The organism is Propionibacterium acidifaciens DSM 21887 (assembly GCF_000426605.1).
GTDB classification, from domain to species: Bacteria; Actinomycetota; Actinomycetes; order Propionibacteriales; family Propionibacteriaceae; genus Propionibacterium; species Propionibacterium acidifaciens.
Window position 1 is genome coordinate 1 of record NZ_AUFR01000015.1, and the last position, 18542, is coordinate 18542.

The window sequence follows — 18542 nt, forward strand, 5'->3', positions numbered from 1 at the left end:
CTGTCCGTGGACCGGCAGAAGACGTCCCAGTCCTTCTTCGGCGCCCTCTCGCTGACCAGCAAAAAAGTCAAACTGTACCCGATCGAGGGCAACCAGAACACCTGGCAGACGATCCTCTCCCTGGACCGGCTCCAACGAGAAACCGAGACAGAGAAGATCGCGGTCGTCCTGGACAACGCCCGCTTCCACCACGCGAAAGCGTTGACCGACCTGTACGAGCCGGGTCAGCTGTTGGAGCGCATCACGCCGATCCATCTGCCACCGTACGCGCCCGACCACAATCCGGTCGAGCACGTCTGGAACGCGGCCAAGAACAACATCGCGAACATCCAGCGCGAGACCCCCGAAGAAACCTTCGGCGCATTCGCCTCATACATCACCGGACGCACCGTCGACTACGACTTCGAACACCTCCCACTCCGCGAAACCAGAAACGATTTTGTTTCATGACAGCCATAGCTGGCGTAGTCAGCATGCATCGCAAAATCATTGACCTCGAACGTCGATTGCGTACCCACGGTCAAATCGGAGTCGATGAATCCGTCGAACCCGCCGACGAGTTTGCCATCGGCATCCTTGAGCACGACGACGATCATCGGCATGCGATAGGTGTCGCCCTCCTCATTGAGAGTGATCTCCCCGGTGGCGGTGATCATGCCGTACGGGTTGGTGTTCACGGTCGTGTTCGTGATCGTGTAGAGGTTCTCGGGCACACCATCGCTCTTGATCCAGTCGCTGTCGTCAACGCTCACCGTGATCTCGACGGTGTCCGTCTCCAGTGAATCCCCGTTGCCCGCCTGACTCGCCCAGAAGGTGGTGGTCCCCGGCTCGATGTCACCGATCGTCCAGTCGTCCGAGAACCGGATGGAGCCATCGGTGGTCTTGCCCACGATGTTGACATGGGCGAAGAGCGCCTTGTAGTCAGTGTTGGTGTTCTGGATCTCAAGCACGTACTTCACATACCCGCTGGAGAGGGAGTAGTTGGAGTCCACCACCGTCAGAGGCTGAATGTCATTCCTGCCCTGCTCACGGGGCTGGGAACCCGAACCGGCGGTGACCGTACCACTACTGCTCGAACCCGAGCCCGGCCCGTTCATGAACGCCCCGATCAGCGCGAGAACAACGGCGGCGATGACGATCCAGAACCACACCCGCTTGTAGACGGGCCTCTTCTGCGGGGGCTGGGGAGAGAAACCGCCCTGCTGAGGCGGGTACGGCGGAACCCCACCCGAATACCCGCCGTTGCAGGGCGGAACCCCGCCGCCCTGCGCCGGGAAGGCGTTGGCGTAGGCGGGGACCCCGCCGGGCTGAGGGGGAATACCGCCGGGCTGGGCCGAATGATCTCCGTTGCCGGGAGTCTGGCTCCCGTCCTGAGGCCCCTGGTTGACGGTCATTGCGCACACTCCTTAGTGCTGCTTGGCGCTGCGATCGGGCGAGTAGACGACCGGGGGTACACCTTTACCCCTAGGGGAACCTATCGTTCTACCTCTAGGGGAAGCTGTGGGCGACCAGGACTTCGCTGTGGACGGCCGACTGAAGCTGTGATCATCCTTGGAACCGGACGGCCGCGAACTCCCCGCGCGGCACACCGTTCTCCTGCTCGACGCGCCGAGGTCGATCCATCCGTCCGCGCGCACGCACGGGGATCGCCCCGGTTCCCGGCCTGGACACTCGGCTCGACGGCACCGATCATGCGCGCAGGAGGACGGGACGACGTTGTGTCCAGCGCCGCGGGATCCCGCAGCCGGGCCGCACGCGCAGCCGGACCGCAGGCGGCGCCAGTCCCTGCGGCCCCGAGACCGGGACCGCAGGCGCGTCGGCGCCCGGCCAGGGCCTCTATCACCCACCCGGCATCGCCGTGTCGCCGATCTTGCACCCGCGCGCGCGGACGGACCTCGACGGCAATTTCTACCGGCGCACGGTCTGAGGCTCACACCCGCGCGCAGCACGAGGGACCCGTCGCACCCGTGCACGAAGGGCCCCCTGAGCGCGCCCGCTCGTCCTCGTCACTGCCCCGTGTCCTCCGCGCTCCGCGGCCGAGAGCGGGGGCGGCACCGGGACCGCGGCTACCTCAGGTCGCGGAAGAACTCGTCCCAGGGCATCTCCAGCGGCGCGTCCCGGGCCACCACCGAATGGAGGAAGCGGCACAGCGGATACTCGTCCGCCCCGATGACCCCGCGCTCGGTCAACGGCCCGAGGGCCCCGCCGATGACCCCGATGGCGGCGACGCCCTCGAGGGTCACGCCCTTCATGCGCTGCTCCCGCACCTCGGAGAACGGGATGCCCTCGCCGACGAAGGCGCCCGCCCGCACATTGCGCCCGCCCATCGAGGTGACGAACATGTCGCCCACCCCGCCCAGACCGTCGCCGGTCTCGGGGTCGCCGCCCATGAGCGCGATGAAGGAGCGCAGCTCCTTCTGCCCCTGGGCGAAGACGGCGGCGCCGTAATTGTACATGACGTAGCGGTCGTCCTGCTTGCCGGCCCTGCGCAGCAGCCCCTGCGCGAAGCCGGCGGCGAAGGCGTAGACGTTCTTCGTCGCCGCGCCGGTCTCGTGCCCGACGAAGTCCGTGGACGTCCACACGTGGTAGTGGGCGGTGCGGAAGAGCCCCGCGAGCTGCTCGAGATCGGCCCTGTCCCGGCCGCAGAAGACGACGCAGGTGTCGTGGTGGACGGCCACCTCGCCGGCGATGGAGGGGCCGACGACGGCGTTCCACGAGACCTGCTCGGCCAACCGGGGGTCGAAGTAGGAGCGCAGCACGTCGGGCAGGATGTGCAGCGTGCCGTCCTCGTCGGCGCGCATGCCCTTCGTGACGCACAGGAGCTTCTGCCCGGGCCGCATGAGCCGTGCCAGCTGTTCGCCGGCCCACTCGACGCCGAAGGAGTTCACGCCGCACAGGACGACGTCGGCGTCGGCGATGGCCTCGTCGGCGTTCTCGAGCTGGAAGGCGCGGACGCCGTCGTTGACCCTGAGCCCCAGGTCGGGGTGCACCCCGGTCCGCTGGATCGAGTCGATGATCTCGCGGTCCAGGAAGGTCCCGACGAGACGGACGTCGTGGCCGTTCTCGGAGATGGGGAAGGACAGGGCGGTGGCCATGACTCCCGAGCCCAGTGCGGCGATCCTTGCCATGTCAGTGGTGTCCCTTCGCGTCGTGTCGTTCTCGTGTCGGGTGCGGTGGTCGATCGTGTGCGGCGGCTCTCATGCGCCGGCCGGTGCGCGGTCCCGGAAGATGCGGGCGCGGATCTCCTTGAGACGGTGCATCGGGCTGACTCCGTTGTAGCGCCCGAAGAGGTCGTGCAGCTCCTTGTAGATGTCGTAGAGGGCGTCGTACTGCTCCGAGACCGTCTCGCGGGGCACGTAGGCGTTGCGCTCGACGGAGGCCATGGCGTCGGCCGCGACGAACACGTCGGGGTGGACGCCAGCCGCCACCGCGGCGAAGACGGCCGCCCCGAGGGCGCCGGTCTGCTCGGCGAGCGAGAGGGAGATGGGCCGGCGGGTGATGTCGGCCAGCAGCTGCATGTAGGTGGTGTTCCTCAGCAGGCCCCCGGCGGCGACGATCTCGTCGACCCCGACGCCGTGCTCCTCGAAGTTCTCGATGATGACGCGGCAGCCGAAGGCGGTGGCCTCCAGCAGCGCCCGGTAGACGTCCTCGGGGCGGGTCGCGAGCGTCTGGCCCAGGACGAGGCCCGACAGCCGTGCGTCGGCGAGGATCGACCGGTTGCCGTTGTGCCAGTCGAGCGCGACGAGGCCGTGCTCGCCGATCTCCTGGCCGCTCGCCTTCTCGACGAGGAGCTCGTGCGCCGACAGCCCCCGGGCGGCGGCCTCGCGCTCGTACTCGGCGGGCACGCAGTGGTCGACGAACCAGGCGAAGATGTCGCCGACGGCCGTCTGGCCCGCCTCGAAGCCCCATGAGCCGTCGACGGCGCCGCCGTCGACGATCCCGAAGACGCCCGGGCAGTCGTGGTACTGCCGGTCGTTGAGGACGTAGCAGGAGGAGGTGCCGAGGATCGCCGTGAGCTGACCCGGGCGGACGGCGTTGGCGCCGGCCACGACGACATGGGCGTCGATGTTCCCGGCGGCCACGGAGATGCCCTCGGGCAGGCCCATGAGTTCGGCGAACTCGGCCGTGAGGCCGCCGACCCGCCCGCCGAGCGGGATGACCGGGTAGTCCATCCTGTCCTCGTAGACGGAGCCGAAGCCGGGTCGGACCGCCTCGAGGTACTCGCGTGAGGGGTACGAGCCGTCCTGGAGCATCCGTTTGTATCCGGAGTCGCCGGCGGCTGCCGTGAGCGTGCCCGTCAGGCGCCAAGTGAGCCAGTCGACGAGGTCGACGACGACGTCGGCGGCGGCGTAGGTCCGCGGAGCCATCTCGAAGACCTCGAGCACCTTCGGCAGGAGCAGTTCGGAGGAGAGCACGCCGCCGTAGCGGGCGAGCCACGGCTCGCGGCGGGCCTCGGCGATCTTCACCAGCCGCGTGGCCTGGTTCTGGGCGCCGTGGTGCTTCCACAGCTTGACGTAGGCGTGGATGTCATTCTCGAAGCCGGGCTTCTCGCACAGCGGCGTGCCGTGCCGGTCGGTGAGGAGCACGGTCGCCGAGGTGGCGTCGATGCCGATCCCGACGATGTCGGACGCCTCGACGCCGGCCGTCCCGACGGCCGCGGGGACGGACCGGCGCAGCACCTCGACGTAATCGCGGGGGTCCTGGAGCGCGAACTCGGGCGGCAGCGAGCGGCCGTCGCCCGCCGTGAGAGCGGTGTCCATGACACCGTGCGGGTACTCGGTGACGTGGGTGCCGAGCTGTTCGCCGGTCGCGGCGTCCACGACGACGGCGCGCCCGGACAGGGTGCCGAAGTCGATGCCGAGGACGTACGTGCCACTGCTCATCGGAGCCTCCTGGTGCTGGTGGATCCGGCCCGGGCGGCGGTGCCCGGGATCCCGACCCCGACCGAACGCCGCCCGCGGCGGCATCGCCGCGGACCGACCGGCCGACCGGGGATCGGATCGTGCATCGTCGGGCCCCATCATGACCCAGTGGAGGGCCCCGTGTTAAGGAGAGCTCGGCGCCCCGGAAGGATTCAGGGGACGAACCGGGGTGCCGGGCGCTCTCCGGAGGGCCGCCTCCGAACGCCGCCCCGGCGGCCGGCACCTGCTGTCACTCGGCACCTGCCGCCACGGGGACGGTCGAGCCGGCGGGCACGGCACGTGGAACGGACCGACCGCGCGGCGGTGGGGCGTGTGGGGCTCGAACCCACGACCCAGGGATTATGAGTCCCCTGCTCTGACCTGCTGAGCTAACGCCCCCTGCCCGGCCGGGCGGTTCACAGGCTAGCCGATCGACGACGGCCCGCCGGCCGCCAGCCGGTCGGCCAGGGAACCGAGCCAGGCGGCGATCCCGGCCGGCCCGGCGCACAGCACGTCGGCCCGCTCGGCCAGGGCGGGCACCTCGACCGAGCCCGAGACCACCACCGCCCCAGGACGACCCTCGCCGCGCCAGGCGCGCACCGCGTCGAAGCCCGCGATGTCGCCGGCGTCGTCGCCGCAGAAGGCCAGCGCCGCAGGCTCGAACTCGCCGACGAGCCCGCGCACCGCGTCGCCCTTGGTCAGGGCGCTGGAGCGCAGCTCGACGACGTTGCGGCCGGGCTCGACGACGAGCCCCAGCTCGTCGGCCAGGGCCCGCAGCCCCGGCTCGAGCGCCCCCAGGGCGGCGGCCGGATCGGCGCACGAGCGGGTGTGAACGCCCACGGCGAGGCCCTTGTCCTCCAGGCGCGCGCCCTCGACCGGCTCGCCGGCGGCGGCCGCCCCCTCGACGAGGGCGCCGATCCGCTCGACGGCCAGCCCGATGCTCGCCGGCCGATCCGGCGCGACGACCCGGCCGCTCGCGCCGTCCCAGCGCTCGGCGCCGTACTGGCCGTAGACGCGCAGCCCCCGCGCATTCGTGAGGCGGTCGAGGCCGCCCAGCTCCAGGACCGTGCGCACGGGACGGCCGGTGACGACGGCGATGCAGCCGAGCCGGGCGGCCAGCGCGTCGACGGCGTCCAGTGCGGCCGGAAGCGGCCGGGCGTCCTCGGGATGCTCGACGATCGGAGCGAGCGTGCCGTCGAAGTCGAGGCAGAGCACCGAACGCCCTGGTGAGGCGAGAATCTCCGCCCGAGTTCGCCGCGCCCAGTCGGTCCGAGGCTGAACAAGGGGATTCGGGAACTGCTGAGCGCTCATGGCACCACTGTGCCAGAGAGGGCGCCGACGCGCCGCCGGCCGGTCCGTCCGGGCTTCGGGGGAACGGGATCTGGCGAGGGACTTGTATCCTGGGCCCAAGCGGTTGAAGCCAGGGAGGTCTTCGCAATGACAATCGGCCCGACGAGCAGCCCTGTGAGCAGCGCCCCGGCTCCGGCCACGGCGGGTCCGGCCGACATGGGGGTTCGGGGTGACGCCCGGTTCGTCGTCGTCGCCAACCGCCTGCCGGTCGACCGCCGGACGAACGACGACGGCTCGCAGGGCTGGGCGGCCTCCCCCGGCGGCCTCGTGACCGCCCTCATCCCCGTCATGAAGGAGCACGGCGGCACCTGGGTGGGCTGGGGTGGCTCGGCCGACGAGACCATCGAGCCCTTCGCCTTCGACGGTTTCGGCGTCCACCCCGTGCCGCTGAGCGCCGAGGAGGTCGCCGAGTACTACGAGGGCATGTCGAACACCACCTTCTGGCCGCTCTACCACGACTGCGTCGCGCACCCCGAGTACCACCGCGAGTGGTGGGAGTCGTACATACGGGTCAACGAGCGCTTCGCCGCCGCGGCCGCCGAGGTGGCCGCCCCCGGCGCCACCGTGTGGGTCCAGGACTACCAGCTGCAGAACGTCCCCGAGCTGCTGCGCGAGATGCGCCCCGACCTGCGCATCGGCTTCTTCCTCCACATCCCGTTCCCGCCGTCCGAGCTGTTCCGGCAGCTCCCCTGGCGCGCCCAGGTGATCCAGGGCCTGCTCGGCGCCGACCTCATCGGCTTCCAAGAGGCCAACTCCGCCCACAACTTCACGAGCCTGTCCCGCATGATCACGAGCGGGCGGCCGCGCCGCGGCGAGATCCACCTGCCCGACGGGCGCATGGTCATCGCCCGCGACTACCCGATCTCCATCGACGCGCAGGAGATGCTCAACCTGTCGCGCAGCCCGCAGGTGCGCGAGGAGGCGGCCCAGCTGCGCGCCGACCTGGGCGACCCCGAGCACATCTTCCTCGGCGTCGACCGGCTCGACTACACCAAGGGCCTGCGCCGGAGGGTGCGCGCCTTCGGCGAGCTGTTCACCTCCGGCCAGCTCGACCCCGAGCGCAACGTCTACCTCCAGGTGGCCACGCCGACCCGCGAGAAAGTCGCGCAGTACAAGGCGCTGCGCTCCCAGCTGGACGAGATGGTCGGGCGCATCAACTCCTCAGTGGGACGCATCGGCCGCAGCCCCATCGAGTACCGCCACTCCAGCTACCCGAAGACGACCCTCGCCGCCATGTACCGCGCGGCCGACGTCGCCGTCGTCACCCCGCTGCGCGACGGCATGAACCTCGTGGCCAAGGAGTACATCGCCGCGCACGACTCCGACGCCGGGGCCCTCGTGCTCAGCGAGTTCGCGGGCGCGGCCATCCAGCTCAAGCAGGCCTATCTCGTCAACCCCTACGACCTCAACGGCATGAAGAACCAGCTGCTGCGCGCCAGCGGCGACGACCTCGCCAACCACGCACGCCGCATGCGGGCGATGCGCAAGCAGGTCTTCACGCACGACATCGAGGAGTGGGCCTCGAACTTCCTGCGCGACCTGGGCGTCACCACCGAGCGCGCCTGAGCAACCCGGGACGGCCCGCAGACCGCCGGCACCGCTCGGATGACCGGGCCCTTGTGGCCCGCCCGCGGTGTACTAAGGTCTGTCTGGTCAGCCGGCGACGGCTGATGCCGCGTTCCCAGCGAAGCCGGTGCGAATCCGGCGCTGTCCCGCAACGGTGATGGGGCCCCCGGGCCCCGAGCCCGGTCGCCTGAACGCGGCGGCAATCGACTCCCGGTCGAGGAGAGCGGCCCGAGCCGTTCCTCCCGACCCCGCTGTGCGAAGGACGGCCCGGTGATCGACGATCGCACCCGATGCGCGGGCGCCCTGCGCAGGCGGCCCGCGCCCCCGTCGGTCCCGCCCCCGGGCGGGCGGCCGCCGGCCCTCTCAGACGGGCAGCGCCTGCTGCCCGGGCACCCAGCTCAGATAGGCCACCTGGCCGTGGTGCAGGCGGTTCCAGCGCACCCGGCGGTGGTCGAGGCCGGCGAGCATCGAGGTGAAGCAGCAGCCCATGTCGGAGTGGCCTACCACGATGACGCGCTCGGCGGCCCCCGCGGCGATCTGCTCGCAGAAGACGCGCAGCCTCGCGTACACGTCGACGATCGACTCCCCTCCGCCCCAGCGCACCTCCGTGACGTCCAGGCCCGGCGGTGTCTTCTCGGCGACGAGCGTCCCGGGCTCGGCGCCGTCGAAGCGCCCGTGGTTCTGCTCGCGCAGCAGCCCCGTCGTCCTCACCGGCAGCCCCGTCCGCAGGGCGATCTGCTCGGCTGTCCGACGGGCGCGCACCATGTCGGAGCTCCACAGGGCGTCGGCTCCCCAGTCGGCGAGCTCCCGCGCCGCCGCACGCGCCTGGGTCCGGCCGCGGGCCGTGAGGTCGGGCCCCAGCTGCCCGCCGAGCACGCGTCCGCCGAGATTGCCCTCGGACTCGCCGTGCCGCACCAGTGCGAACTCCACACGCCCACGCCTCATGCCGGCAGCCTAACCGGAGCGTGGCGGCCATGACCGGGCGGATGCGTCGAGAACTCCCCCCGCCGCTCGGCGGTCCGGGCCGGGGGCTGGGGCTGGTCGCCGGCGTCGTCGCCGACCGTCTCGTCCCCGACCCGCCGGACGCCCGCCACCCGGTGGCCTGGTTCGGGCGCTGGGCCGGCTGGCTGGAGCGCCGCATGTGGGCCGACTCCCGGGCCCGCGGCGCCGCCTACTGCCTCGTCTCCTGCGCGCCCGCCGCGGCGGCCGGCCTCGCCCTGGAGGCGCTCGGTCGCCGCGGCGTCCTCGCGCGCGCCGCCGTCACCGGCCTCGCGACGTGGACGGTCGTCGGCGCGGACTCCCTGGCCCGCGAGGGCCGGACGATGGCAGAGCGGCTCGAGGACGACGACCTGGTGGGGGCCCGTGCGCAGCTCCCGCACCTGTGCGGGCGCCTCGCGAGCGCGCTGGACGGGCCCGAGCTGGCCCGCGCCGCCGTCGAGTCGATGGCCGAGAACACCGCGGACTCCGCCGTCGCCTCGCTGTTCTGGGGGGCCGTCGGCGGCGTCCCCGCGATGTTCGTCCACCGCGCCGTCAACACGCTGGACGCCATGGTCGGTCACCGCGACGAGCGCCACGCCCGCTTCGGCACCGCCTCGGCCCGCCTCGACGACGCCCTCGACCTGGTCCCCGCCCGTCTCACCGGGGCCCTGGCCTGTCTGCTCGCCCCTGCCGTCGGCGGCGACCCCCGCCGGGCGGGACGCGTCATGGTCCGGGACGCCTCCGACCACCCCAGCCCGAACGGCGGCTGGTGCGAGGCGGCCTGGGCCGGCGCGCTCGGCGTCCGGCTCGGCGGACGCAACGTCTACCCCGGCGGGCGCGTCGAGCACCGCGGCCTGCTCGGCGACGGGCCCCGTCCCGACGGTGCGGCCGTGCGCGCCGCCGCCCGGCTCGTCCACCTGGTCAGCGGCACCGCCGGCGCGCTGGCCGGCCTCGGTGCCGTCGCCTCCGGCCGGACCCGGCGTCGGCGCGCACGTCATCGGAAAGGACAGCCATGAGTGGTCTCCTCATGACCGGGACGAGCTCGGATGCGGGCAAGTCCGCCCTCGTCACGGGCCTGTGCCGGGTGGCCGCCCGGCGCGGCATCGACGTCGTGCCCTTCAAGTCGCAGAACATGTCGAACAACTCGATGGTCTGCCCCGACGGCGCCGAGATCGGCCGCGCCCAGTACCTGCAGGCGACCGCCGCGGGCGTCGTCCCCGAGGCACGGATGAATCCGGTGCTCCTCAAGCCCGGCACCGACCGGCGCAGTTTCATCGTGCTCATGGGCTCGCCCGCCGGCGAGCTCGACGCCGGCGAGTACGCGACCGGGCGCCGCCGCCTGGCCGAGGCCGCCTTCGACGCCTACGCCGACCTGGCCGCCCGCCACGAACTCGTCCTCTGCGAGGGCGCCGGCAGCCCGGCCGAGATCAACCTGCGCTCCGGGGACTACGTCAACATGGGGTTGGCGAGGCGCTTCACCCTGCCCACCGTCATCATCGGGGACATCGACCGCGGCGGCGTCCTGGCCTGCCTGTACGGCACCTGGGCCCTGCTCGAGGAGGCCGACCGGGCCCTGCTGCGCGGCTACGTCATCAACAAGTTCCGCGGCGACGCCTCGATCCTGGACCCCGGCCTCGACGAGATCGACCGGCGCACCGGCATGAGGGACTACGGCGTGCTGCCCTGGCTGCCCGACGTGTGGATCGACGGCGAGGACTCCCTCCGGGTCGACCGCTGGGCCCGCGACGAGGACCCCGGGCGGAGCGCCCTCCACGTGGCGGTCGTCCGCCTGCCCCGCATCTCCAACGCCACCGACGTCGAGGCCCTGGCCGCCGAGCCCGGCGTCGACGTGCAGGTGACCGACGACCCGCGGGTGGCCGAACGGGCCGATCTGCTCGTCCTGCCGGGCTCCCGCGCCGCCGTCGACGACCTCGCCTGGCTGGCCGGGCGCGGCCTCGGGGAGGTCGTCGTCCGCCGCCACGCGCAGGGCCGACCGGTGCTGGGCATCTGCGGCGGCTACGAGATGCTCGCCGAGCAGCTGGACGACGGGGTCGAGTCCCGCTCCGGCCTCGTCCCGGGCCTGGGCCTGCTGCCGGTGCGGGTGCTCTTCGACGACGACAAGACCGTCCGGGTGGCCACCCACGACCATCGGGGGACGGCCGTCACCGGCTACGAGATCCACCACGGCCGGTGCCGGATCGACGGCGGCGAGCCCTTCCTCGACGGCGTGCGCAGCGCCAACACGTGGGGCACGATGCTGCACGGCTGCCTCGAGAACGACGACTTCCGCCGGGCCCTCCTGTCCGAGGTGGCGGCCCTCACCGGCTCCGGCTGGAGCCCCGACGAGCGGGCCGACGGCTACGCGCAGCGCCGCGAGCGGATGATCGAGACGCTCGCCGACGCGATGACCGAGCACCTCGACGTCGACGCCCTGCTCGCGCTGGCGAAGGAGAGCGCCCGATGACCGGCACCGGTGGCCCGACGACCGGCGACGCGACGACCGGGACCGGCGCCGCAGCCCGGCCGAGCACCGCGCAGCTGCGCCGCAGGGCCCGCCTCATCGTCAACACCGGCGACGGCAAGGGCAAGTCCACGGCGGCCTTCGGCATGGGCCTGCGGGGCTGGGCGCGCGGCTGGTCGATCGGGGTCTTCCAGTTCATCAAGTCCGGCAGGTGGCCCACCGGAGAACGGCTCGCCTACGAGCGGCTCGGCGCCCTCCACGACGCCGAGGGCGTCGGCGGGCCCGTCACATGGGAGTGCTTCGGGCGCGGCCGCAGCTGGCTGCGGGGCGCCGACCCGGCCGACAACGCCGCCATGGCGCGCGCCGGCTGGGAGCACGTGCGCGCCCTCCTCGGGGCGCAGGCCCACGACCTGTACATCCTCGACGAGTTCGCCCACGTGCTGGACAAGGGCTGGGTCGACCCGGACAAGGCCGCGCGCCTCCTCGCCGGGCGCCCGGGCGTCCAGCACGTCGTCATCACCGGACGCCGCTGCCCCCGGCAGATCATCGACGCGGCCGACCTGGTCACCTCGATGGACAAGCTCAAGCACCCCTACGACAAGGGTGAACGAGGCCAGGCGGGCATCGAATGGTGAACCGGCCCGAAACCCTCGCGATCCCCCGCGTCGTCATCGGCGCGCCCGCCTCGAGCACCGGCAAGACGACCGTGGCGATCGGCCTCATGGCCGCGCTGGCCGCACGCGGGACGGCGGTGGCCGGCTTCAAGGTGGGCCCGGACTACATCGACCCCGGCTACCACGCACTGGCCTGCGGGCGCCCCGGCCGCAACCTCGACCCCTGGCTGTGCGGCACCGAGCGGATCGTCCCACTGTTCGAGCACGGCGCGCTGACCCCGGCCCCGGCCGACGCGGCGGTCGTCGAGGGGGTCATGGGCATGTTCGACGGCAGGCTCGGCCCCTGGCCGGACGGCACCGACGACCCGGTGGGCTTCGGCTCCACCGCCCACGTGGCGCGCGAGCTCGGCGCCCCGGTGGTCCTCGTCGTCGACACCTCGCACGCCTCGCGCACGAGCGCCGCGGTCTGCGCCGGCATGGCCGCCTTCGACGAGCGCGTCACGGTGGGCGGGGTCATCCTCAACCGGGTGATGAGCCCGCGCGTCGCCGACGAGATCGAGGCCGGCTGCGCCCGCTTCGGGCTGCCCGTCCTCGGACGCATCCCCGCCCGGGACCGGGTCCGGGTCGGCTCTCGCCATCTGGGCCTGGTCACCGCCGACGAGCAGGGCGAACGGGCCGGGGCCCTCGTCGAGCGGGCCGGCGAGCTCGTCGCCGAGCACGTCGACCTGGACGCCGTGCTGGGGCTGGCGTCGACCGCCCCCGCACTGCCGTACGCGCCGTGGGACCCGGCCGAGCAGCTCGCCCGGGTCGGCGCCGGCGCGGTCATCGCCATGGCCGCCGGCCGGGCCTTCACCTTCCGCTACGCCGAGACCGCCGAACTGCTCGAGGCGGCGGGCTGCACGGTGGTCCCCTTCGACCCGCTGCACGACGAGCAGCTGCCGCCGGGCACGGCCGGCATCTACCTGGGGGGAGGCTTTCCCGAGATCCACGCCACGGCGCTGGCCGCCAACGGCCCCCTGCGAGCCCGGATCGCGGCGGCGGTCGACCGGGGCATGCCCGTCGTCGCCGAGTGCGCCGGCCTGCTGTACCTGTGCCGCAGCCTCGACGGCCTGGCGATGACCGGGGCCCTCGACCTCGACGCGGCGATGACCCCGCGCCTGACGATGGGCTACCACGAGGCGACGGCCGCGGCCGACAGCTTCCTGCTGCGCGCCGGCGAGACCGTCCGCGCCCACGAGTTCCACCGCACCGACGTCGAGCCCGGCGGGAGCGCCGGGCCTCTGACACCGGCCTGGACCGTCGGCGGGCAGCGCCGCGAGGGCGTCGTCGCCGCCCCGGCGGGCGGGGAGGCCAGTGTCCACGCCAGTTACCAGCACCTGCACTGGGCGGGCTGTCCCCGGCTCGCCGAGCGCTTCGCCGCGGCCGCCGCGGCGTTCTCCGGCCGTCCCGTCGGGCGGGCCGTCGGCGCCCGGCGCGGCACGCTGCCCGGCGTGACCGACCTGGGCCACCACGGCGACCGGGACCACGTGCCGGGCGCGACCGACCTGGCCGTCAACGTCCACGCCCCGGCCCCGCCGGACTGGCTCGTGCGCGAGCTCACCGCCCGCACCGACGGCTGGGCCCGCTACCCGGATGCCGGGCCGGCCCGCCTGGCCCTCGCCGCCCGGCATGCCGTGGCGCCGGAGCAGGTGCTCGTCACGGCCGGCGGCTCGCAGGCCTTCTCCCTCATCGCGGCCGCCTTCGCACCGCGCTGGGCGGCCGTCGTGCACCCCCAGTTCACCGAGCCCGAGGTGGCGCTGCGCGCCCGGGGCCACCCGGTCGGGCGCGTCGTCCTGCACGCAGGCGAGGGATTCACCCTCGACCCGGAGCGCGTCCACCCGCGCAGCGACCTCGTCGTCGTCGGCAACCCGACGAACCCGACCAGCGTCCTGCACCCGGCCGAGGCGCTGCGCTCCCTGCGCCGGCCCGGGCGCATCCTCGTCGTCGACGAGGCCTTCATGGACGCCGTGCCCGGCGAACCGGCCTCTCTCATCGGCCCCGACATGGACGGCGTGCTCGTCGTGCGCTCGCTGACGAAGACCTGGTCGATCCCCGGCGTGCGGATCGGCTACGTCGTCGGCGACCCCGTGCTGATCGCCGCCCTGGCCGCCCACCAGCACGCCTGGCCCGTCTCGGCGCCCGCCCTCGACGCGGCGCTGGCCACGAGCGGGCCGCGGGCCGTCGCGCTCGCCGACGCCCAGGCCCGGGCCACGGCCGCCGACCGGCGGGTCCTCGTCGACGGGCTCGCCTCGATCGGGGTGCGCACCGTGCCGGAGCCGGCCGGGCCCTTCGTCCTGGCCGATCTGCGCGACTACGAGCCCCAGCCGCTGCGCGCGCACCTCCGGGCCGCCGGGTTCGCGGTGCGCGGCGGCGAGTCCTTCCCGGGACTGGGGCCCGGCTGGCTGCGCCTGGCCGTGCGCGGGCCCGGGACGAGCCGGGCCTTCGTCACGGCCCTCGACGAGCATCTCGCCGCCCGCCGCGGCGGGGACCACGACCACGGACACAACCACGAATCGGATGGAGCGCATCATGAGCGGTGAACTGCTGGAGGGCACGATCGGACGGATCGTCCCGGTCGACGAGGACGCCCGGGAGCGGGCCCTGGCCTGGCAGGACGACCTGACCAAGGTGCCCGGCTCGCTCGGCGACCTCGAGGCCTTCGGAGTGCAGCTGTGCGCCATCTCCGGCCAGTGCCCGCCGCCGCTGCCCTCCCCCGGCTTCGTCGGCGTCTTCGAGGGCGACCACGGCGTGCAGGCCCATCACGTCTCGCCGTGGCCCCAGGAGATCACCTACTCGATGGGCGTGAACCTGGCCGGAGGCGGCGCCTCGGTGAGCGTCCTGGCCCGCCACGCCGGCGCCGACTACCGTCTCTACAACGTGGGCGGCCTCAAGGAGCTGCCCGAGGGCGAGCGCATCGTCAACTGTCGCGTCGCAGCGGGCACCGCCGACCTGAGCCGGGGCCCGGCGATGACGCGCGAGCAGGCCACGAGCGCCCTCGAGATCGGCGTCCGGGCGGCCCTGGACGCCGTCGACGGCGGGGCGCGGGCACTCGCCCCCGGCGAGCTGGGCATCGGCAACACCACCCCGGCGGCGGCCCTCATCGCCGCCTACACCGGCGGCTCGCCCGAGACCGTCACCGGCCGCGGCGCCGGCGCGAACGACGAGATGCTTGCCCGCAAGACGCGGGCCGTCGCGCAGGGCCTGGCCGTCAACGACGTCGCCTCCCTGGACGCCCTCGGCGTGCTCGCGGCCGTCGGCGGCCTCGAGCACGCGGCGATGGCGGGCTTCGTCCTGGGCGGCGCCGCCGCGCGGGTGCCCGTCGTCCTCGACGGCGTCATCGCCGTCTCCTCCGCGCTGGCGGCCGTCGCGCTCGCCCCCGAGGCCGGGGGCTATCTGTTCGCCGGGCACCTCGGCGCCGAGCCCGGCCTGGCGGTCGCCATCGAGCGGCTCGGGCTGAGCCCGATCATCCGGCTCGGCATGCGTCTGGGCGAGGGCTCCGGCGCCGCCCTGGCCCTGCCCGTGCTCACCGCAGCGGCCCGGATCATGCGGGAGATGTCACACTTCTCGGACGGCCGGGTGAGCGCGGAGCAGGAGTCATGAGCCGCCTCGCCGTCGAGCTGCCCGACGACGACCCGCGCACGGCGGCCCTCGTCGAAGCGCTGGAGGCGTTCGGCGCCCGGGTCGTCCACGAGCCGGTCGGAGGTCGGCGCACCCTCGTCACGGGCGGGGCCCGCTCGGGGAAGTCGAGCTACGCCGAGTCGCTGCTGGCCGGCGCGCCGGCGGTCGACTACGTGGCCACGAGCGAGCGCGACGAGGGCGACCCCGAGTGGATGGCCCGCATCGCCGCCCACGTGGCCCGTCGGCCCGCCCACTGGCGCACGGTCGAGACGATGGACGTGGCCGGGGTGCTGGCCGCCGACGGCCCTCCGGTCCTCGTGGACTGTCTCGGCGTGTGGCTGACCCGCGTCCTCGACGGGACCGGTTTCTGGGCCGACCGCGACGCGGCCGGGCCCCTCGTGCGGGAGCGCGTCGACGCGCTGACCGCCGCCCTGGCCGCCAGCCGGCGCACCGTCGTGCTCGTCACCAACGAGGTCGGGGCGGGGATCGTCCCCGCCGACGCCGGCGGCCGCGGCTTCCGCGACTGGCTGGGCGTCCTCAACGCGACCGTCGCCGACGCCTGCGAGCGGGTCGTCCTGTGCGTGGCCGGGCGCGCCCTCGACCTGCCGGCCACGACGACCGCGCACGGCCTGGCGGGCGGGGGGCCTGCCTGATGTCCGGGGGCTTCGTCACCGCCTGGGCGATGTTCACCATCGTCCCCGCGCCCCGGGTGGACGACTTCAGCCGTCCCGCCTGCGCCCGGGCGATGCGGATGATCCCCCTCATCGGGCTGTGCCTGGGCGTGCTGGCCGCGGCCACGGCCGCCCTCGTCGAGTTGCTCGGCGGCGGCAGGCTGCTCGCCACGGCGGGCGCCCTGGCGGTGCTCGCGGCGGCCAACGGCTGCTTCCACCTGGACGGCTTGGCGGACACGGCCGACGGGCTGGGCTCGCGCAGACCCCCCGAGGAGGCGCTGCGCATCATGAAGCGCTCCGACATCGGTCCGATGGGCGTCGTCGCGATCATCCTCGTGCTGGTCCTGGAGATCGCGGCCGCGGCCTCGCCGCGCCTGGCGGGCCCGCGCTGCCTCTGGGCACTCGCGACGATGCCGATGGTGGGCCGCACGGCCGCCGTCCTGGCCACCAGGCGCGGCGTCCCGTGCGCCCCGACGAGCAGTCTCGGCCGGCTCTTCGCCGATCTCATGACGCCCGTCGCGGTGGTCCTGGACCTGGCCGGCGTGCTCGTCGTCTCGGCCGCCGGGGGCTGGCTGCTGTTCGGCGCCCGGACCGGGCTCGCGGCCGTCGCCGCCTGCGCGTTCGCATGGCTCGTCGAGGCGCTGTGGCAGCGCCATCTGCTGACCCGTCTGGGCGGGATGACCGGCGACACCTTCGGCTCGCTCATCGAGCTGACGGGGCTGGGTTATCTGCTCGTCCTCGCGCTCGCCGTCTGAGCGTCCCGGGGCCCGTCGGCCCCGCGCCCCGGCGCGGCACGATCGACCTCGCGCCCCTGCGCGGCGCGGTCCGCGCCGCTGCTCGCTCCCCCGCCCCGGTGACGCGCCAGGAGCCGGTCGGCGAGCCGGGACAGGAGCGTCCCGGCGCCCAGGCCGGCCGCCAACCCGCTCAGCCAGTGGCGGCCGGGGACCCGCCGGCGCCGGGCCGGCTCGGGCACGGTCCAGGGAGGCTCGACCGGGCCCCGCCGGCCGCTCCGGCGCCGCACCGCGCCGCGCCGCGTCTGGCGGATGACGAGCGGGGTGCGGCGGGTCGACGCGTCGGCGGGCGGACCGCCCAGCCCCGACATGAGGCTGCCCATGACGGTGTCGAGCGCCTGGGCGGTGGTGCGGCGGGCGGCGACGTCCGGATCGGCGCCCTCCTCGGCCATGCGGCGGGCGTGGTCCTCGTCGGCGGCGTCCCAGTGGCCGGGCACGGTGACGGCGTCGTCGCGGTGGCGCAGCGGCTGGTCGAAGTCGCTCCAGCGCCGGGCGACCGCCGGCTGGTTGGCCGTCGCGATCCAGCACGCGACGTAGAGGATCAGCCGGGCGAAGAGGTTGAGGAACAGCAGCGCCACGACGAAGGAGGCGCCCCACAGGGCCGCGCTGCGATTCCGGGCGAACATCCTCGCGAGGGTGCCGGCGCCGGCCTGGAGGATCCAGAACATGACGGCGGCCATGAGGGAGCCTCGGCGCACCGAACGGCGCGGGGCCTTGTTGTCGGCGGGCAGGACGGTGAAGAAGGCGTAGAAGAGCAGCCAGCCGGAGGCCAGCGAGACCGATGCCGACACGAGCCGGACGAGCCAGTTCGACAGACCGAGGGCGTCGAACGGCAGCAGTCTCACGAGATCCTCGCCCCAGGTGATGAAGACGGTGTTCGCCGCGAAGGCCAGCAGGATGAGCACGATGAAGCCGATCAGCTGGCCCATGTTGATGAGCACCTCGACGAAGAAGAAGTGCTTGTTCTCGTCCATGTCGAACTCGGGCCGCCACATGGCGCGGATGGCGCTCTTGATGTTGCCCACCCAGCCGCCGCCGGCCCACAGGGCCACGACGAGGGCGACGAGACCGACGGCCTGCCAGTTGTAGAGGTACTGGTCGACGTAGGTGAGGATCGTGTCGCGCAGCGGGCCCGCGTAGACGTTGCGGGTGATGACGGACTTCACTTGGGCGAGCCAGGCGGGGCGGATGCGCGTGAGGACGAAGCCCAGGGCGCTGAACGCGAACATGAGCACCGGCACGACGGCCAGGACGCTGAAGTAGGTGATGCCGCCGGCGAACTGGTTGCCGAGGCGGTTGTTGAAGCGGTCGTTGGTGCGCCACAGATGGGCGGCGACGGGATTGCGCGAGGCCCAGGACAGGACGCGGTTGATGCGGCCGATCGCCCCGCGGGGCTCGTTCCTCGCGGGGGCCGGCGCGGGCGGCTCGTGGTAGAGCCTGCTCATCGCCCACCACCGGTGCGCGGGCCCGCTGCGGGCCCGGCAACGGGCCGCGGGTGCGCCCCCTCGGCTGCAGCAGGAACCATGGGCACGAGTCTAACGACGCACGAGTCT

15 protein-coding genes, 1 tRNA gene and 1 riboswitch are annotated in these 18542 nt (G+C 73.5%); of the genes, 9 read left to right on the top strand and 7 right to left on the bottom strand.

What is annotated here, in order from left to right:
- A partial coding sequence (locus K336_RS17645) for a transposase (protein WP_043150477.1) occupies positions 1-450 on the top strand: 450 nt, incomplete at its 5' end.
- On the opposite strand, the gene K336_RS16950 is transcribed toward K336_RS17645, so the two are convergent.
- The 5 genes from K336_RS16950 to otsB all read right to left on the bottom strand — a co-directional run bounded on the left by K336_RS16950 (position 396) and on the right by otsB (position 6212).
- Entirely contained in the window at positions 396-1394 is a 999-nt protein-coding gene (locus tag K336_RS16950; RefSeq protein ID WP_028706603.1) for a hypothetical protein, read from the bottom strand. The genes K336_RS17645 and K336_RS16950 overlap by 55 nt on opposite strands.
- Before the next feature lie 672 nt (positions 1395-2066).
- Entirely contained in the window at positions 2067-3128 is a 1062-nt protein-coding gene (locus K336_RS0106675; RefSeq protein ID WP_028706604.1) for an NAD(P)H-dependent glycerol-3-phosphate dehydrogenase, read from the bottom strand.
- A 69-nt stretch (positions 3129-3197) separates the two neighbouring features.
- Positions 3198-4883, bottom strand: a complete 1686-nt coding sequence (locus K336_RS0106680) for a ribulokinase (RefSeq protein ID WP_028706605.1) — start codon at positions 4881-4883, stop codon at positions 3198-3200.
- Positions 4884-5226: 343 nt separating this feature from the next.
- Positions 5227-5300 (bottom strand) — tRNA-Ile (locus K336_RS0106685).
- Positions 5301-5324: 24 nt separating this feature from the next.
- Positions 5325-6212, bottom strand: coding sequence for a trehalose-phosphatase (gene otsB / locus K336_RS15030; RefSeq protein ID WP_051245485.1), 888 nt, complete (start codon positions 6210-6212; stop codon positions 5325-5327).
- Positions 6213-6407: 195 nt separating this feature from the next.
- On the opposite strand from otsB, the gene K336_RS0106695 reads away from it, so the two are divergent.
- On the top strand, positions 6408-7817 hold the full coding sequence (locus tag K336_RS0106695; protein WP_028706606.1) for an alpha,alpha-trehalose-phosphate synthase (UDP-forming): 1410 nt from the start codon (positions 6408-6410) through the stop codon (positions 7815-7817).
- A 68-nt stretch (positions 7818-7885) separates the two neighbouring features.
- Positions 7886-8063, top strand: a riboswitch (cobalamin riboswitch).
- Between the two features lie 117 nt (positions 8064-8180).
- On the opposite strand, the gene K336_RS15035 is transcribed toward K336_RS0106695, so the two are convergent.
- Positions 8181-8762 (bottom strand): histidine phosphatase family protein, encoded by a 582-nt coding sequence (locus K336_RS15035; protein ID WP_081660645.1) that lies wholly within the window; start codon positions 8760-8762, stop codon positions 8181-8183.
- A 41-nt stretch (positions 8763-8803) separates the two neighbouring features.
- Between K336_RS15035 and cbiB the strand changes: the two genes are divergently transcribed.
- The 7 genes from cbiB to K336_RS0106735 are packed head-to-tail and all read left to right on the top strand — an operon-like array spanning position 8804 to position 16953.
- Positions 8804-9811 carry an adenosylcobinamide-phosphate synthase CbiB gene (cbiB, locus tag K336_RS15040; protein ID WP_051245487.1) on the top strand — a complete coding sequence of 336 codons (1008 nt, stop codon included), beginning with the start codon at positions 8804-8806 and terminating at the stop codon, positions 9809-9811.
- Complete coding sequence (locus tag K336_RS0106710) at positions 9808-11259, top strand: cobyric acid synthase (RefSeq protein ID WP_028706607.1); 1452 nt, start codon at positions 9808-9810, stop codon at positions 11257-11259. Before cbiB ends, K336_RS0106710 begins: the two co-directional genes overlap by 4 nt.
- Positions 11256-11891 (top strand): cob(I)yrinic acid a,c-diamide adenosyltransferase, encoded by a 636-nt coding sequence (gene cobO, locus K336_RS0106715; RefSeq protein WP_081660646.1) that lies wholly within the window; start codon positions 11256-11258, stop codon positions 11889-11891. The genes K336_RS0106710 and cobO overlap by 4 nt, the downstream gene beginning before the upstream one ends.
- Positions 11885-14449, top strand: a complete 2565-nt coding sequence (locus K336_RS15045; RefSeq protein WP_081660647.1) for a cobyrinate a,c-diamide synthase — start codon at positions 11885-11887, stop codon at positions 14447-14449. The genes cobO and K336_RS15045 overlap by 7 nt, the downstream gene beginning before the upstream one ends.
- The gene (gene cobT / locus K336_RS15050; RefSeq protein ID WP_021796914.1) at positions 14439-15509 is read left to right on the top strand and encodes a nicotinate-nucleotide--dimethylbenzimidazole phosphoribosyltransferase; all 1071 of its coding nucleotides are present in this window, start codon (positions 14439-14441) and stop codon (positions 15507-15509) included. Before K336_RS15045 ends, cobT begins: the two co-directional genes overlap by 11 nt.
- Positions 15506-16180, top strand: a complete 675-nt coding sequence (locus K336_RS15055; RefSeq protein ID WP_021796915.1) for a bifunctional adenosylcobinamide kinase/adenosylcobinamide-phosphate guanylyltransferase — start codon at positions 15506-15508, stop codon at positions 16178-16180. The genes cobT and K336_RS15055 overlap by 4 nt, the downstream gene beginning before the upstream one ends.
- Entirely contained in the window at positions 16180-16953 is a 774-nt protein-coding gene (locus tag K336_RS0106735) for an adenosylcobinamide-GDP ribazoletransferase (protein ID WP_021796916.1), read from the top strand. The genes K336_RS15055 and K336_RS0106735 overlap by 1 nt, the downstream gene beginning before the upstream one ends.
- On the opposite strand, the gene K336_RS0106740 is transcribed toward K336_RS0106735, so the two are convergent.
- The gene (locus K336_RS0106740) at positions 16923-18434 is read right to left on the bottom strand and encodes a YihY/virulence factor BrkB family protein (protein WP_028706610.1); all 1512 of its coding nucleotides are present in this window, start codon (positions 18432-18434) and stop codon (positions 16923-16925) included. The genes K336_RS0106735 and K336_RS0106740 overlap by 31 nt on opposite strands.
- Between the last annotated feature and the right edge of the window lie 108 nt (positions 18435-18542).